Raw genomic sequence first — 17,406 nt, forward strand, 5'->3', positions numbered from 1 at the left:
TATGTCAGAATTACAATTTTCAGATCCGTATCAATTAGCAAAATATATCAAAGACGCCAACAAACAAACCCCAGTCAAAGTATATATCAATGGCGACCTGTCAGACGTTGCGGTTGACGACATTCAATTATTCGGCAGCGGGAAGTTTTTCTTCGTTGTTGGCGATAGTCAAAAAGTCGCTGCATTTCTCACGGAACATCAAGACAAGATCACCGATCATTATTTGGAAAATGATCGCCGGAATTCAGCCATTCCGCTTTTAGACCTAACCGCTGTGGATGCGCGGATCGAACCAGGCGCCTTTATCCGTGATCAAGCCATCATTGAGAAAAATGCTGTCATTATGATGGGCGCAGTCATCAATATTGGGGCCGTCGTTGGTGAAGAAACGATGATCGATATGGGGGCTATTTTAGGCGCTCGGGCAACTGTGGGCAAGAAAGCCCATATTGGTGCTGGTGCCGTCTTGGCTGGTGTCCTTGAACCACCTTCAGCAAGTCCAGTGTTCGTAGAAGATCATGTATTGATTGGCGCCAACGCAGTCGTTTTGGAAGGTGTGCGTGTAGGTGAAGGTGCCGTCGTAGCCGCCGGTTCTGTGGTGACTGAAGACGTGCCCGCTGGTGCAGTTGTTGCCGGATCCCCAGCAAAGGTCATCAAAATGAAAGATGACAAAACCAAAAGCAAAACCGAATTCTTAGACGACTTGCGGGGATGATCTCCCTATGCTCCTGTCGCCTACTAGGTGTTGAACAGCATAAAAAAGAAGCAGCTTGTCGGCTGCTTCTTTTTTTATGCTTGTCGGATCGCTTCTTGGATTTCTTGATAAATAACTGCGACTTCTTCTAAATCAGCTGCATTGGCGCCACTAGCTAATGGATGCCCCCCGCCATGATGGCGCTTGGCAATCTCATTGATGACAGGTCCCTTCGAACGCATCCGCACGCGATAATAGCCTTCAGGCTGTTCGACAAAAATCGCCCAAGCCAAAACATCTTCGATTTTCCCTGGCAAAGAAACGATCGCTGATGTTTCTGAATCGACCACACCGAAAGATTGCTGTAATTCTTGTGAAAGAATCACTTTTCCAGCACCTATCTCATCCACTTCCAGATGTTCATAGACATACCCGGAAAGCCGTGCGACTGATGAAGATATTTGATCGATTTGACGATTTATTTTTGGTGCATCAAAGCCAAAGTCCAATAAATCAGCAGCGAGCCGTAAGGTGGTTGCTGTGGTGGCAGGATATAAAAAGCGGCCTGTATCACCAACGATGCCTGCGTAAAGTAAACGGGCAGCTTCTTTATTCATTTTAAGTATTTCTTGATGATCTGACCAAAAAGCAGCAATCATTTCACTGCAGCTGCTGGCCTGCGTATTGACCCAGACAATATCTCCATAGGGCTCATCATTTGGATGATGATCGATTTTGATCAATTTGGCGCCTTTGTCATAGCGTTGATCACTGACCCGTGGTGCGTTGGCTGTATCCGTAACGATCACCAGGGCACCTTGATAATCTTCGTCAGTTACAGTGTGCATTTGTGCCAGATAATCTAGACCTTCTACCGGACCACCGACTTGATAAATGGTTTTATCCGGAAAACTGTTGCGTAATATCTCTGCCAAGCCAACTTGAGACCCTAAGGCATCTGGATCAGGGCGTTGATGGCGATGGATAATAATCGTTTGATAACGCTGGATCGTCTGTAAAATTTCTTCTTGTACATTCATGTCTGTCACAACTTTCTCTCTTCGATTTGCCGTTTGATATCTCCTGCGATTACTTTGATTATGGCCGCTCCATGACTTGGCAAACGACGATTGCTTTAGCGACCAAAGAATTCTCGATCGTTACCTCAATATCGATTTTTGCTGAGCGCCGACCCAATTCTAAAATTCTTGGTTGAATAATAATTTCACTTTCTAATTGAATCAAGCGGAAATAATGCAGATTGACTTGTTCGATCCAACTATTTCGTCTTTGATTGAGTTGCATCGTTCGTTTGGCTGTATTGGCGATCACTTCGCTCAATACACCAAAAGAAATCGTCCCGACTTCATTGACCATTTGCGGTGTGACTGCAAAGCTGAAATGCGGTTGCGGCAGTTTATTGCCTTCAAAATCTTGATCGATCACTTGCATCTGTCCTGAGATCTGATCAGAGATCGTATCAGAGATTTGCGTTTGTCTTTGGACCATTTGCATGGCTTTCATAATATCTTGACGCGTCACGATCCCTATCAATGATAAATCATCTGCCACTACAGGCATGACTTCCAAGCCATCCCAAATCATTTGATGACTGGCAGAAGCGACACTCATTTCTTTCTTGACGATGCGCGGATCACGGGTCATGATCCGTTCAATGATTTGTGTATCTGGTTTCTCCAACACATCTTTTGCAGTTATGATCCCCACGACCCGCATATTTTTATTGACCACAGGATAGCGAGAATGGTTGGTTGATTCTGAGAGGACTTTATAGTCTTTGACAGTATCAAATGTATGGAGATATTTTGTTTTTTCTAAAGGCATATAAATATCACTCACCAACATGATATCTTTCTTGATCAGTTGGTCACTCAAGGCTCTGTTGATCATCGTTGCTACGGTAAATGTATCGTAGGTCGTTTGTAAGATCGGCAACGCTAGCTCATCTGCCAAGCGACAAATTTCTGGTGTCGTTTCAAATCCCCCAGTGATCAAAACCGCTGCACCATCTTCTAACGCTAATTTGTGGACTTCATTTCGGTTCCCGACGATCACCAATGAACCTGGTGTGATATAGCGTTCCATCGCAGACTCTTTCATGGCACCAATCACAAATTTGTTCAAATCTTTATCCAACCCGCTGGCACCGCCAAGCACATTGCCTTCAATGATTTGAACCACTTCACCAAAGGTCAGTTTTTCAATATGTTTTTTTAATTTTCGTTCGATGCGGATCGTTCCCACTCGTTGGATCGTTGATACCAAACCAATATTTTCAGCATCTTTGATCGCCCGATACGCTGTTCCTTCACTAACATTTAAATCTTTTGCGATGCCCCGCACAGAAATGCGGTCGCCAACCGGTAAATTCTCGATATGCATTAAAATCAAATCATGTTTTGTTGCCATAACTATCCCCTCTACGAACCATCTTCATTTTTATAAAGTGATCGATTCACCGATCGTCATTATCTGTCCTACACCCTTTGGCAGCAGCTGAATAAATGCTTGCGGGTCTTGTTTGATCAGCGGAAATGTATTGTAATGGACCGGTATTGCTTTTTTTGCTTGCAATAATCCTGCAGCCGTTGCAGCATCTTGCGGCCCCATCGTAAAATTATCCCCAATCGGCAAGAAAGCCACATCAATGTCAAATTGTTCGCCAAGTAAAGCCATATCGCCAAACAGCGCTGTGTCACCCGCATGATAAATCGTTTTGCCTTCCGCTTGGATCATGATCCCTGCAGGGTTTCCCATATAGATTGTTGTGCCGTCTTCTTCAATTCCCGAACTATGTTTTGCGTCAACGAAAGTCACTTGGCCAAAGGGAAAGTCATAGGACCCGCCAATATTCATGCCATGTGTTTCTGAAACGCCTTTACGCGCAGCATATTGACAGACTTCTACAACACTGATGACCGGCGCTTCATTGCGCATCGCAATATCGACCATGTCCCCGATATGGTCACTATGACCATGGGTGATCAAGATCCAGTCTGTTGTTACTGTTTCTGCCTTCAGATCCGTTGCAGGATGACCGTTGATAAAAGGATCAAACAACACTTTTTGTCCATTGTCAAAATCAATTGTCACGACGGAGTGTCCATGGTATGTCAATTTCATGTAAAAAAACTCCTTTCCTATCCATTGATACAGTCTAATATTTTTTATTATAACAGATAAATACAGGATACCCAAAGAGGAAAATCGACAACACCTGATCAATCCCCTTTATAGCCATCCGCTGGTCCCTATACCATAAAACCAATGTATTCTTAAAAAAAGGAAATGACACAGTTTTTATCATTGATTCAGCACGGAACAGAGACTAAAAAAAAACTGTAACTGAAGCGCAACGAGGCCTCAGTCAGCGGAATTGCTTTTGGGCACTCATTGGCTTTAGTTACAGCAAATGACGGTTTATTTACGGTGACGATTTCTTTGACTTGATTCCATGATCACAGGTAGGATCACCGGACGACGTTTGGTTTGTTCAAACAAGAAACGGCTCAAACGATCACGGATATCTTGTTTCAACTTGCTCCACTCAAACTCTTCATCGTGCAAATGTTTTTCAACGATTTCAGCTACGATCTCACCGCTTTCGCGGATCAAGTCACGACTCGCTTTGACATACACAAAGCCGCGAGAAGTGATTTGCGGTGCAGAAACGATTTTCTTTTCGCGACGATTGATCGTCACCACAGCCACAAAGATGCCATCTTCTGATAGGACTTTACGATCGCGCAATACGATATTGCCAATATCCCCCACACCGATACCGTCGATCATGACGTTTTCAGCAGGTACATTGCCAGCAGCATGCATGTGCTCTTTTTTGTACTCCAGCACATCCCCCCGTGCAGTGATGAAGATGTTTTTCATTGGAATACCGACTTCATGCGCCAAATCAGCATGCGCTGCCAGTTGACGATATTCGCCTTGGATCGGAATCAGATACTTCGGTTTCATCATGTTCAGCATTAGTTGCAGATCATTGGGATTGGCATGACCAGACACGCGGAAATTGTCCGAAATCTGTTTGACCGTTCCGCCTGCTCGATAAATCATATCCTCTGTCTTAGCAACGATCGTTTCCATCGCAGTTGTTGGGGTCGTCGTAATATACACCAAATCCCCTTCTTGCACTTTTAGCGAACGATGTGTGCCATTCGCCATTTTTTGCAAGGCTCTGATTGGTTCACCCATACGTCCTGTTTCCAAAATCAATAGTTGTTCCGGTGCATATTTCTTCATTTCTTTTTGTGTGATCAATAAATCTTCAGCTGGTAATTTCAACTTGCCTAATTTCATCGCCGTTTTGATGATTCGACCAAAATCTTGGCCAGTCAAAACAACTTTACGGCCTGAACGAAAGGCTGCATCTAACACTTGTTGGACCCGTTGCAGATTGCTGGCCACGCTAGCCACAATAATCCGGCCTTCCCAGTAACGAATGTTGTCATAAACCTCGTCTTGGATGGTCAACTCAGAAGCAACTGGTGCAGGATTTTCTGCATTAGAAGAAGTACTCAATAAGGCTAAGACGCCTTCTTTGCCGATTTCTGCTAAACGACCAAAGTCTGTTTGATACATGGGAATCGCTGTTTGATCAAACTTGAAGTCCCCTGTATAAACGATATTGCCAGCTTTTGTCTTGACACTGATCCCGACTGAATCAGGGATTGAATGGGTCGTTCTAAAGAAACTGATCGTTGCATCACCAAAATCGATTTCTGAATGTTCATCAATAATATGGAAATCTTTGAAACGCTTGGTAGCTTCATTTTTATTCACTGTTAACTTAGCCAATTCAATCGTTAATTCCGTCCCGAATACGGGTACTTGAATGTTCTCCAAGAAGTAAGGCAAGGCCCCAATTGCATCCGCATGTCCATGGGTCAAAAAGACACCAGCAACACGGTCAGCATTTTCTTCTAAATACGTAAAATCAGGAATGACTGTATCAATTCCTAATAATTCATTTTCTGGATAGCGGACACCGCAATCCAGCACAAATATATCCTCTCCTACTTCAGCAATGTACATATTCTTTCCGTTCTCACGTACGCCGCCAAGAGGAATGATTTTTATTGTTTCCACTTCTATTCACCTCTTATAATTTTCTCTATCTTTTATATCCCAAGCATAAGCCGTCTTTTCTATTATACAACAAAAAAAAGAAAAGCGTGGCATTCACCACACTTTTTCCGAAATTCTTATGGTTTACACATGGACCAAACCTTGTTGGTGCAAGGTTTCGGCGATTTGTACAGAGTTCCAGGCTGCACCTTTGAGCAAGTTATCAGAAACCACCCATAAATGCAAACCATTGGCTACATCTAAATCTTTGCGGATCCGCCCAACGAAGGTCTCTGTTTTCCCCACACTGTTTAAGGCTTGAGGATAGATTTGCTGACTCGGATCATCTTGCAAGACCGCGCCGGGTGCTTCGCTGATCCACTGCTTGACCGCAGCGACATCGGCATGGTCAGCTGTTTCAATGTACACCGATTCAGAATGGCCGCTAAATACCGGGATGCGCACACAAGTGGCTGCCACTTGGATCGTCTCATCTTCCATGATCTTTTTGGTTTCATTGATCATTTTCCACTCTTCATACGTATAATCGTCTTCAGCAAAGACATCGATCTGCGGCAACGCATTGAAAGCGATCGGATAATGTTTTTTGTCGCTTCCAGCTGGTAAAATCTCTGGATTCAATTCTTCTGGCTGCTTGCCCGCCAATAAATCTGCTGATTCTTGCGCCAACTCAGCCAAGGCCTTGGCACCCGCACCAGAGACAGCTTGATATGTTGAAACGATCAACCGTTTCAACCCAACTTTTTGCCGAATCGGTTCTAAAGCGACCATCATTTGAATCGTTGAGCAGTTGGGATTGGCAATGATGCCTTTGTGCCGCGCCAGTGCGTGGGCATTGACTTCCGGCACCACTAAAGGCACTTCAGGATCCATACGAAAATGACTGGTATTGTCAATAACAACAGCCCCGCGTTTGACAGCTTCTGGTGCATAGACTTTGGAGATCCCCCCGCCAGCGCTGAACAACGCAATGTCAATCCCTTCAAAAGAGTCTGGGGTCAATTCTTCAATAACAATAGGTTGATTATTGAACACAAGGGTCTTGCCAGCAGAGCGTTTAGACGCCAATAATGTGATCGTTTGAATAGGCAGCGTGGTTCGCTCCAACATCTCAATCATTTTTGTGCCAACTGCGCCCGTCGCGCCAACAACCGCTACGTGATACCCTGTACTCATCAAATCACTCCTCAAATATTCAACTATTTTCCCTAGTTTATCATATCCCTCAAAAAAGAAAAGACCTTTATGAAAGAAGCAATGAAAAATGTTGTGAATCATCAGAATTTTCAGCAATTCGCACTTTTTTTCAAAAAACCCACTCATTCTGAATAGATATCATTTGTCACATTCATATGTTATAGGCTATAATAGCCGCAGAAGGAATTTTGGGGAAGATTCTTTCCAACGTGCATGGGGAAATTAAAAAAACCCAATAACTTAAATGAGGCAAGATTCCACGGGAATCTTGCCTCATTTTTACTCTATTCTTTTTCGATAGTATCTTCTTGATCGGCTTTAGCGATCGCAAACCCTTTTTTATCAATCACGATGATTTCTTCTTCCTCTTGCATAAATTGCTGCAACAGAACATTTTCTGGTTTAGATAAAGTGATTTGCTCATCGCCGGTATTAAAAATACCGATGATGCGCTGCGCCTCTAATTCTCTTTCAAAAATAATCAATCCATCATCTTCTGAAACCCAATTCCAATGCAGGGCCCCTTCAGACAGGACCTTTTGATTTTCTTTGCGAATGCTGATTAGATTCTTTGTAAAATTCAGCAAGTCGCGGTCTTGTTTCTCTTCTTCCCATATCATACATTTTCGACAGTCAGGATCCATATCTCCAGTCAAGCCGATTTCATCTCCATAATACAAACAAGGAACCCCTTGTTGGAGATACATAAAGGCCATGACTTGCCGCATCAAATCTTTATCCCCTTGTGCCAGCGTCAAAATACGCGGGGTATCATGAGAGTCTAGGATATTAAATTGGACTTGATTGGTTTGTTCCCGGTAGAGCATCAGCTGATTGTTCAATTCCGATACCATTTTGGTCATGGAGATCTCGTCTTTGACAAAGAACTCAATGATCGCATCAGTATAGGCATAATTCATGACAGCATGGAATTCATCGCCTTGCAGCCAACGTTGTGATGAGTGCCATATCTCACCGAGAATATAAAAATCATCTTTTGCATTGTCACAGACTTGTCGGAATTTTTTCCAGAAGGAATGGCTGACTTCATTTGCGACATCTAATCGCCATGCGTCAATATCAAATTCTTCGATCCAGTAACGGGCAATATTCAACAAATACGCCTGAACGTCTGGGTTCTCTGTGTTTAATTTTGGCATATGCGGGGTAAAAGCAAATACGTCATACGTAATATCGTAGGCATCTTCAAAGTTCTCCCCTTCTTTGTAATCAACAGGAAATTCATTGATATGGAACCAGTCGGCAAAGGGTGAGTCTTGCCCATTCTTGATGACATCTAACCACTGGTGAGAGGTATCCCCCATGTGATTGAACACGGCATCCAGCATCACTTTGATACCACGTTTGTGGCACGCCTCTACCAGTCGTTTAAAGGTATCGTTGTCTCCAAAGGCAGGATCGATCGCCAAATAATCAATCGTATCATATTTGTGGTTGGAATAAGCTTCAAAAATAGGACAGAAATAAATGCCGTTGATCCCAAGATCGACCAAATAATCCAAATGATCGATGACCCCTTGCAAATCACCGCCGAAGAAATCTTGTCGATCAGGATTTTTCGATCCCCAAGGCAAAACTCCTTCAGGGTCATTAGATGGATCACCATTTGCAAAACGCTCTGGAAAAATTTGATACCACACAGTTTCTTTGGCCCATTCAGGTACTTTGAAACGGTCAGCTTCTTGAAAATAAGGCATCCGGAAGTAGTTGTTGTTCATTTCTAAATATTGTTCTTCAAAGGGATAGACCCCATGGTCCCCATAAAAAACATGTAACCCGTCAAAACTCTCAATGGAAAAGCCATAAGCCAAGCGACGGAACTCCGCACCGACAGATACTTGCCAATAATCATGCAAGTCTGTTGACAATACTTTTTCCATTGGGATTCTCTTTTGATACCACGCTTCTTTATAAAGCGTATACGGATCACCGCACAACAATTGGACATGGCGGATATCTTGGCGGGCAGTGCGTAGACGGATATGCATCTGGTTTTTTTCATATAAATAAGCAAATTCGCTTTCGGGACGATGGTAAATAGCAGTTGTATTCATACAGATCTCCTTTTGATTGTTTTGTTGCTTCCATTCTCCCACAATATCTGCACAAAAACAAGAGATAAACGCAATCGGTTGCTTTCGTTTATCTCTTGTTTTTTAACTATATAATCGATGTACCCGCCATCGAATAAAAACAACCAAGCAATCGATTGCTTTGACAAATCAATCTCAAGCCGCTTGTTTATGGACGCTTCAAAATATTATACTTGCGCAACAATCGAACGGCATCGCTTAAGGCATCTGTTAACTGGTTGTAATCCTCCTGAGACATTTCAGCCGCTTTACTATTCAAACGTTCTTCGACTTGCTGCTTCTTTTGGACAAACAATTGTCTGCCCGCTTCATCAAGATAGACGTTGACATTCCGTCGATTCAGCCCGTTGGTTTCACGATGCACAAAACCATCTTTTTCCAAACCAGATACAGAACGGCTGATTTGAACTTTCGATGTACCAATTTGGTTCGCCAGTTCAGACATGGTCAACCCTTCATTACTGGAAATGATCACCAGCTCCAGCATTTCCATTTTTGTCAATTTTAAATCCTCTAACCCGATTTCTTCAAATAATATGTTTCCCATCAATGAAAAAATCTCTGCAAACACAGCAATATTGAATTCCCCGATTTGTTTCTCCATCTTGCTCCCTCTCTTCTATCTTTTAGTTTAGTATAAATCTTTCAATTAAACAATGATAATCGTTGATTTTTGTTAACCATTGTGATAGCGTGGATACAGGATGAAAAAAGTTGTGAAAACAGCAAGAAAAGAGTGACAGCATGTTAGAATTAAAAGACATTAAAAAGTATTATACGGTAGGTTCAAGTACCACCAAAGCCTTAGACGGTGTATCTGTTTCTTTCCGTAAACAAGAATTCGTGGCCATTTTAGGCCCCAGCGGTTCCGGAAAAACCACCATGTTGAATGTGATCGGCGGCTTAGACAATTATGATTCTGGTGATATGGTCATCAACGGAAAATCAACAAAATCCTTTAAAGACCGAGACTGGGATGCTTACCGAAACAATTCCATCGGCTTTGTCTTCCAAAGTTATAACTTGATCAGCCATTTAGGCATTATTGACAATGTGGAACTTGGGATGACATTGAGCGGCGTATCAAAGGAAGAAAAAAGAGCCAAAGCTTCTGATGCGCTGACACGTGTGGGCCTTGCGGATCATATGCACAAAAAGCCAAATCAACTTTCTGGCGGACAAATGCAGCGTGTGGCTATCGCCCGGGCATTGGCCAATGACCCAGACATTTTATTGTGTGATGAACCAACAGGCGCTTTGGACTCCGAAACCAGCGTGCAAATCATGGAATTGATCCAAGAATTGTCGAAAGAAAAACTCGTCATCATGGTGACGCATAACCCTGAATTGGCCAATAAATATGCTGGTCGTATCATTGAATTTAAAGATGGGCGAATCGTTCACGACTCCAACCCTCATGTTGAAGGACAAAAGAAGGACCAGTTCCACTTAAAGCATACAAAAATGAGCTTTATGACTGCATTGCGCCTGTCTTTCAATAATATCCGCACCAAAAAAGGCCGGACATTCTTGACCGCTTTCGCTTCAAGTATTGGGATTATCGGGATTGCCATCGTACTCGCCTTATCGACTGGCTTCCAAAAACAAATCGACGATACACAATCTGAAACATTGTCCCGTTTCCCAATCACGATTTCACAAGTCGCGACAGAACAAGATCCAACAGCTCTTACCCGTACCCCAAAAGAAGAGTTTCCGGCAGATAAAGAAATCACAGCAAAATTAAGTGATGCTGATCGTGCCACACACATCAACAATATTGACCAAGATTTTATTGACTATATCAATGATATCGACCCTGAACTAAGCAACAACATCGGCTATACCCGTTCTACTTCATTGAACCTATTCCGTAAAATCGATGATACGGTTGAACAAGTCAGCTTTTCAAATGCTTCTGCAGACAATGACCAAACCAGCACCATGATGAGTGCGATGAGTGCTTCAACAGGAATTGGTGTATCTACATTTCCTGAGCAACTGTCTGAAGGCAATGGCAATTTCTTAGAAGACAATTATGATCTTTTAGATGGTCGTTATCCAAGTGCTAGCACAGACGTTGTATTGATCGTAGATGAAAACAATGTCACCAATGTCAACGCCTTGATCAATCTTGGCTTTGATATCGAAGATGGCGACACTGTAAACTTTGATGATGTAGTCGGCACAACAATCACTTTAGCGACAAATGATGCCTACTATACGGAATTACCTACCGGCAACTTCATTCCTAACCAAGATTTAGATGCCGTATATGAAAATGACAGCAACAAAGAATTAACGATCAGCGGAATTTTACGCATCAAGCAAAACTCAACGATGAACTTGCTCTCAACTGGGATTGCTTATAGCGATACTTTGGCCCAAGAAGTCATCAAGGAAAACCAAGATTCAGCTATCGTACAAGCACAAGAAGACAGCGATACAAACGTGATGACCAATGAACCAGTTGATGATAGTACCAAAGATTCATTGATTGCTTATCTTGGCGGCAGCGATATTCCAAACAGCATTATGATCTATCCAAATGACTTCAATGCCAAAGAAAAAATCCTAGATTACTTGGATGCTTACAACGAAGGAAAAGACAGCGAAGATCAAATCGTCTACTCTGACTTAGCAGGGACGATGACCCAATTAACAGGTGGATTGATGGATGCCATCACGTATGTATTGATTGCCTTTGCTGGTATTTCATTGGTCACTAGCATGATCATGATCGGGATCATCACCTATACTTCCGTCTTAGAACGAACCAAAGAAATCGGTGTACTAAAGGCATTGGGTGCGCGTAAAAAAGATATTACTCGTGTCTTCGATGCTGAAACGTGTATTTTAGGTATCGCCTCCGGCGCATTAGGTGTCTTCATCGCATGGTTGGCAACTTTCCCAATCAATGCTGTTTTATACAATATGACAGATTTAGAAAATGTGGCCCAATTAAATCCACTTCACGGATTGATTTTGATCGTCGTCAGCACTGTTTTGACCATGATCGGCGGACACATTCCTGCACGGATGGCAGCCAAAAAAGATGCCGCTATCGCTTTACGTGCCGATTAAACGATAACGTTACTCGACCACACATCCTGCTGTGTGGTTTTTTTTTTGCCATTTTAAATTATTATGGTTTTTCAGTTATTTTCACTTGATATTTTCATAAATGAGGACTACAATTGATTTGATTTTAGGTATACCTAAAAAGATTGGGTGTGAAAGAATGAATGAAGAAAAAAAATTGATCCAAGCAGCCAACGGGCCTAGCTTAGAAGAAATAAACAATACAGTCACCATTCCAAAAAACGGTAATTTTTGGCGCAATTTACTGGCTTTTTCAGGTCCAGGCGCATTAGTCGCTGTCGGCTACATGGATCCAGGTAATTGGATCACTTCCATCGGTGGCGGTGCCGAATATGGGTATTTGCTGCTGTCCGTGATTCTGATTTCGAGTCTGATTGCTATGCTCTTGCAATATATGGCTGCAAAACTAGGGATCGTCACACAGATGGATTTAGCCCAAGCGACCCGCAAACATACCAGCAAAGGACTGGGATTTGTTTTGTGGATCGTCACGGAACTGGCGATCATGGCCACTGATATCGCCGAGGTCATCGGTGGTGCCATTGCCTTGAACCTGCTTTTTGGGATCCCCTTGCTGATAGGTGTCATCTTAACGATTTTCGATGTGTTATTGCTTTTGTTCTTGATGAAATTAGGATTCAGAAAAATCGAAGCGATTGTCATGACCTTGATATTGGTGATCATGTTGGTCTTTTTGTATGAAGTAGCGATCGCACAACCAAATATGCCTGACGTACTACAAGGCTTCATTCCTCAAAAAGAAGTATTGAACCACGGGCAATTAACGATGGCCTTAGGCATCGTTGGTGCCACTGTCATGCCCCACAATCTATACTTGCATTCGTCGATATCGCAATCCAGAAAAATCGACCGACAAAACCAAGGAGAAGTAGCTACAGCGGTTCGTTTTGCCACTTGGGATTCAAATATTCAATTGTCCGCTGCTTTTTTGGTCAATTGTCTGCTGTTGATTTTAGGGAGTGCCCTCTTTTTCGGGCATAGCGAAGAAGTTGGTACCTTCTCTGCACTCTTTGATGCCTTGCAAAACTCCACGATCGCGGGGGCTGTCGCAAGTCCTGTATTAAGCGTCTTGTTTGCAGTTGCCCTTTTGGCTTCTGGCCAAAACTCGACGATCACTGGTACGCTGACCGGCCAAGTCGTGATGGAAGGCTTTATTCACATGAAGATTCCTACCTGGGCCAGACGCTTGATCACCCGCAGCTTATCTGTCATTCCCGTACTGCTATGTACGATTTATTTCGGCGGTAATGAACAATCGCTGGATAGTCTATTGATTTATTCACAAGTATTTCTCAGTGTAGCCCTTCCGGTTTCGATGATCCCATTGGTCTTGTTCACCAGCTCTAAAAAAATCATGGGCGATCGCTTCAAAAATCCTTTATGGGTGTCTGTCTTAGGATGGATTTGTGTGATTGCTTTGACGATCTTGAACGCACGGCTAATCATCGATACACTGGCAGGATTGTTCTAACACAAGATAAAAACTCCTGTTATATTGACTACAAAAGAAAGATACCTTAGACACGATCTGTCTCTAAGGTATCTTTTTTAGCGATTCAATTTTATTTGGTTTCTAAGTCATGCAGGAACAACCCGCTCAATAATTTGGGCTCAAACCAGGTTGATTTAGGCGGCATGATTTCGCCGGCGTCTGCTACAGCCAGCAAGTCACTCATTTGTGTCGGATACATCGAGAATGCTAACGACCAATCACCGCTATCCACCAAACGCTCCAACTCCTCTGGCCCGCGAATCCCGCCAACAAAGTCAATCCCTTTGTCGGTACGAATATCTTTGATGCCGAAAATTGCTTCTAAAATATAAGTCTGCAGCAAAGAAACATCTAGACGCCCAACTGCATCCGTTGGAACAGCCGATGGCTTGATCGTCAATGCCCACCATTGATGATCAAGATAGAGATGGATCGTACCTGCTTGCGCTGGTTTTTTGTCCGTTGTCTGCTTGATTGTGAAGTTGACAGACAAATCCTCAAAAAAGTTTTCTGGTACAGAATATCGCAACACACGATTGTACTCCCAAATCGCTAATTCATTTTCAGGAAACAAAATAGACAGGAATCGTTCACTTTCCACGCTGCTTTGGCCAGCTTCACGTTTTTGCAGTCCAACTTTCACCGCTGATTCTGTACGATGATGGCCATCAGCAATATACAATGCATCCACATCGGCAAAGGCGCCGCTTATGATCTCCAACAATGCTGGATCATCCACCAGCCACACGCGATGCTGAACATCATGGTAACTAGCAAAGTCATAGATTGGTGGATGCGCTGCTTGCCACGCATCGATTTGTTCTTTCAAAGCAGCCGGTTGACGGTAACTCAAAAAAATCGGGCTTGTATTGGCATCGCACGCTAAGACATGGTTGATACGGTCAATTTCTTTTTCCGGTCGGGTAAATTCATGTTTCTTGATTTGACCAGAAATATAATCATCGATCGATGTACAAACCACCAATCCAGTTTGACTGCGCCCATCCATAGTCAATTGATACAAATAATACGCAGGTTGTTCATCTTGCACAAGCCAGCCTGCATCCTTAAAGGCCGTCAAATTGTCCGCCGCTTTTTGGTAAACCTTTGGCTCATAGGGATCTACACCTGGCAAATCAATTTCTGAACGATCGATATGAAAATAGCTGTACGGGTTGTCCGCAGCATAAGCGGCCGCTTCTTGAGAATTGACCACATCGTAAGGCAACTCTGCGACTTGTGCCGCCAATGCTGCTTGTGGCCGAATCGCTTTAAAAGGATAGACTTTCACCATTAATAACCAGCCTCCTGGTTTTGGATGACCCGCACCCGAATAATATTTTCATTGTCTCGTAACTTCCCTGCCAACGCCTGCAATAAGTCTTTGTCCTCAGAGTCGACGTCAACCAGTGTATAGGCATAGTCATCCCGCCCACGATTTAACATATTGTCGATATTGATCCCACTTTCGGCGATGATCGAAGAAATTTGCCCGAGCATATTTGGCACATTTCGGTTGATGATCGTGATTCGATAAGGTGAACGGAAGGCCATTTCAACGGTAGGAAAATTGACTGACCGTTTGATGGTCCCGAATTCCAAAAACTTCTTTAACGTTCTAGCAGCCATTTTGGCACAGTTGACTTCTGCTTCTTCAGTCGAAGCACCTAAATGCGGCAATACCAGAACTTTTTCGTTGTGCAGCAATTGTTCATCCGCAAAATCTGTCGTATAACCGGCCAACCGATTTTCTTGCAATGCTTGTAAGATGGCGTCTGTATCAACGATTTCTTTCCGCGAAAAATTAAAAATCTTCGTTGTAGGTTTCATCTTGCTGATTTCAGCTGCACCAATCAACCCACGTGTGTTTTCCATCAAAGGCACATGCACTGTGATGAAATCACAGGTTGAAAATACTTCTGCGATATCATTGGCACGTTTGACACGTCGAGAAATCGTCCATGCAGTATCTACAGAAACATAAGGATCGTACCCGACGACTTCCATCCCTAAACGGTACGCATCGTTGGCTACCATTGCACCAATCGACCCTAAACCAATGATGCCTAATTTTTTTCCTTCTAATTCTGTTCCAGCAAACTGACTTTTGTTGGCTTCTGCTTGTTCTTCCACATTGTGTCCACTTAGCGTTTGGACCCATTGCGCCCCTTGAATGATCGGGCGAACGCTTAACAGCAAGCTGGCAACCACCAATTCTTTGACAGCATTGGCATTGGCTCCAGGTGTGTTGAAGACAACAATCCCTTTTTCTGTACATGCCTCAACAGGAATATTATTGGTGCCGGCACCCGCTCTAGCAACCCCCAGTACACTTTCAGGAAAATCGTAGTCATGTAATTTTTGGCTGCGCAAAAGAATCCCTTCTGGCTGCTCACTCTGGTTGATCGCGTAATTTGCTTCTTCTAATCGTTGTAAACCTTCGGGTGCAATCGCGTTGAATGTTTTGATTTGAAACATTTATTTGACCTCCGCTTCGAATGCTTGCATAAAATCAACTAGCGCTTGAACACCCTCGATAGGGAAGGCGTTGTATAGACTGGCACGCATACCGCCAACAGAACGGTGCCCTTTCAAATTCTCAAAACCAGCTTTGACAGCTTGTTCATTGAACAGGCGATCTAATTCCTTATCGCCAGTAACGAATGGAATATTCGTTAATGAGCGGCTATCTTCAGCAACCGGACTGCTAAACAATGTTGATTTCTCAATTGCTTGGTAAAGCAACGCTGCTTTTTGGCGGTCTTGTGCTAGGATTTCTTTGACACCACCGAGTTCCTGCAACCATTCAAACACCAATTTGGCGATGTAAATGGCATACGTTGGCGGCGTATTATATAATGAATCATTTTTGGCTTGTAGACGGTAATCCAACATTGGCACAAAAATGGCCTCATCATTTAGCAGATCATCACGGATGATCACAACCGTCAATCCTGCTGGACCAATATTCTTTTGGGCACCTGCATAGATCAAACCAAAATCTTCCACCTGATAATCATTGGCCAGGATATTAGAAGACATATCTGCAACGACCGGAACAGTCCCAGCATTTGGAATCGTCTGAAACGCAGTGCCTTCGATCGTGTTATTGGTCGTGATGTGTAGATATGCAGCATCTTGATCGATAGAAGATGGATCGATGTCAGGAATATACGAAAATTGCTTGTCTTCACTCGAAGCAATCACGTCAACAGTTACGTCTGCAATCTGTTGCGCTGCTTCGATCGCTTTTTGTGACCAAGATCCAGTGTTGACATACAACGCCTTTTTATGGCGAGCTAAGTTCAAAGGAATTGTGCTGAATTGTAAACTTGCACCACCTTGTAAGAACAATACTTGGTAGTTTTCGGGAATAGCCATTAATTCACGAAGCAAGTTTTCAGCATCTTGAATGATTTCTTCAAATAAGGAGGATCGATGACTCAGCTCCATCACGGACATCCCACTGTTACGATAATCCAAAAGTTCGGATTGTGCTTTTTCCAATACAGTGCGGGGCAATACGGCGGGACCAGCTGAAAAATTATAAACAGTCATACAAAAAATCTCTCCTTTATTGTTAGATGTGAAAATTATTATAACAGATAACCTTGGATGAAAGAACCCTTAAAAGAAAAAATGAATTGGAATTTTCAGAAAAA

At 43.1% G+C, this 17,406-nt stretch carries 13 protein-coding genes; 3 read left to right on the top strand and 10 right to left on the bottom strand.

The genetic code is table 11. The features are described 5' to 3' along the window. Position 1 precedes the first annotated feature (1 nt). Positions 2-715 (top strand): 2,3,4,5-tetrahydropyridine-2,6-dicarboxylate N-acetyltransferase, encoded by a 714-nt coding sequence (gene dapD / locus AEQ18_RS03880; RefSeq protein ID WP_054115055.1) that lies wholly within the window; start codon positions 2-4, stop codon positions 713-715. Between the two features lie 74 nt (positions 716-789). On the opposite strand, the gene AEQ18_RS03885 is transcribed toward dapD, so the two are convergent. The 7 genes from AEQ18_RS03885 to AEQ18_RS03915 all read right to left on the bottom strand — a co-directional run bounded on the left by AEQ18_RS03885 (position 790) and on the right by AEQ18_RS03915 (position 9,733). Then, the gene (locus AEQ18_RS03885) at positions 790-1,734 is read right to left on the bottom strand and encodes a DHH family phosphoesterase (RefSeq protein WP_054115308.1); all 945 of its coding nucleotides are present in this window, start codon (positions 1,732-1,734) and stop codon (positions 790-792) included. A gap of 58 nt (positions 1,735-1,792) precedes the next feature. After that, positions 1,793-3,124 (bottom strand): DRTGG domain-containing protein, encoded by a 1,332-nt coding sequence (locus tag AEQ18_RS03890; protein WP_054115056.1) that lies wholly within the window; start codon positions 3,122-3,124, stop codon positions 1,793-1,795. Positions 3,125-3,154: 30 nt separating this feature from the next. After that, entirely contained in the window at positions 3,155-3,838 is a 684-nt protein-coding gene (locus AEQ18_RS03895; RefSeq protein WP_054115057.1) for a metal-dependent hydrolase, read from the bottom strand. Positions 3,839-4,135: 297 nt separating this feature from the next. Then, complete coding sequence (locus AEQ18_RS03900; RefSeq protein WP_054115058.1) at positions 4,136-5,818, bottom strand: ribonuclease J; 1,683 nt, start codon at positions 5,816-5,818, stop codon at positions 4,136-4,138. 123 nt (positions 5,819-5,941) lie between these two features. Next, a complete protein-coding gene (locus tag AEQ18_RS03905; RefSeq protein ID WP_054115059.1) occupies positions 5,942-6,994 on the bottom strand; it encodes an aspartate-semialdehyde dehydrogenase in 1,053 nt (350 codons plus the stop codon). 305 nt (positions 6,995-7,299) lie between these two features. Continuing rightward, positions 7,300-9,090 (bottom strand): glycoside hydrolase family 13 protein, encoded by a 1,791-nt coding sequence (locus AEQ18_RS03910; RefSeq protein ID WP_054115060.1) that lies wholly within the window; start codon positions 9,088-9,090, stop codon positions 7,300-7,302. Between the two features lie 187 nt (positions 9,091-9,277). Beyond that, positions 9,278-9,733, bottom strand: a complete 456-nt coding sequence (locus AEQ18_RS03915; RefSeq protein ID WP_054115061.1) for a MarR family winged helix-turn-helix transcriptional regulator — start codon at positions 9,731-9,733, stop codon at positions 9,278-9,280. A gap of 140 nt (positions 9,734-9,873) precedes the next feature. On the opposite strand from AEQ18_RS03915, the gene AEQ18_RS03920 reads away from it, so the two are divergent. Further along, complete coding sequence (locus tag AEQ18_RS03920; protein WP_054115062.1) at positions 9,874-12,213, top strand: ABC transporter ATP-binding protein/permease; 2,340 nt, start codon at positions 9,874-9,876, stop codon at positions 12,211-12,213. Between the two features lie 157 nt (positions 12,214-12,370). Next, positions 12,371-13,723 (top strand): Nramp family divalent metal transporter, encoded by a 1,353-nt coding sequence (locus tag AEQ18_RS03925; protein WP_054115063.1) that lies wholly within the window; start codon positions 12,371-12,373, stop codon positions 13,721-13,723. Between the two features lie 91 nt (positions 13,724-13,814). Here the strand turns inward: AEQ18_RS03925 and AEQ18_RS03930 are convergent, their stop codons facing one another. Genes AEQ18_RS03930 through serC form a run of 3 tightly spaced genes read right to left on the bottom strand, consistent with a single transcriptional unit; the run spans position 13,815 to position 17,302 of the window. Next, positions 13,815-15,038 (bottom strand): DUF1015 domain-containing protein, encoded by a 1,224-nt coding sequence (locus AEQ18_RS03930; RefSeq protein WP_054115064.1) that lies wholly within the window; start codon positions 15,036-15,038, stop codon positions 13,815-13,817. Beyond that, positions 15,038-16,222 carry a phosphoglycerate dehydrogenase gene (locus AEQ18_RS03935; protein ID WP_054115065.1) on the bottom strand — a complete coding sequence of 395 codons (1,185 nt, stop codon included), beginning with the start codon at positions 16,220-16,222 and terminating at the stop codon, positions 15,038-15,040. Before AEQ18_RS03935 ends, AEQ18_RS03930 begins: the two co-directional genes overlap by 1 nt. Continuing rightward, a complete protein-coding gene (gene serC / locus AEQ18_RS03940; protein WP_054115066.1) occupies positions 16,223-17,302 on the bottom strand; it encodes a 3-phosphoserine/phosphohydroxythreonine transaminase in 1,080 nt (359 codons plus the stop codon). It abuts the gene before it with no gap. Positions 17,303-17,406: the final 104 nt, after the last annotated feature.

Source organism: Enterococcus sp. RIT-PI-f, assembly GCF_001297065.1.
GTDB lineage: Bacteria > Bacillota > Bacilli > Lactobacillales > Enterococcaceae > Enterococcus_D.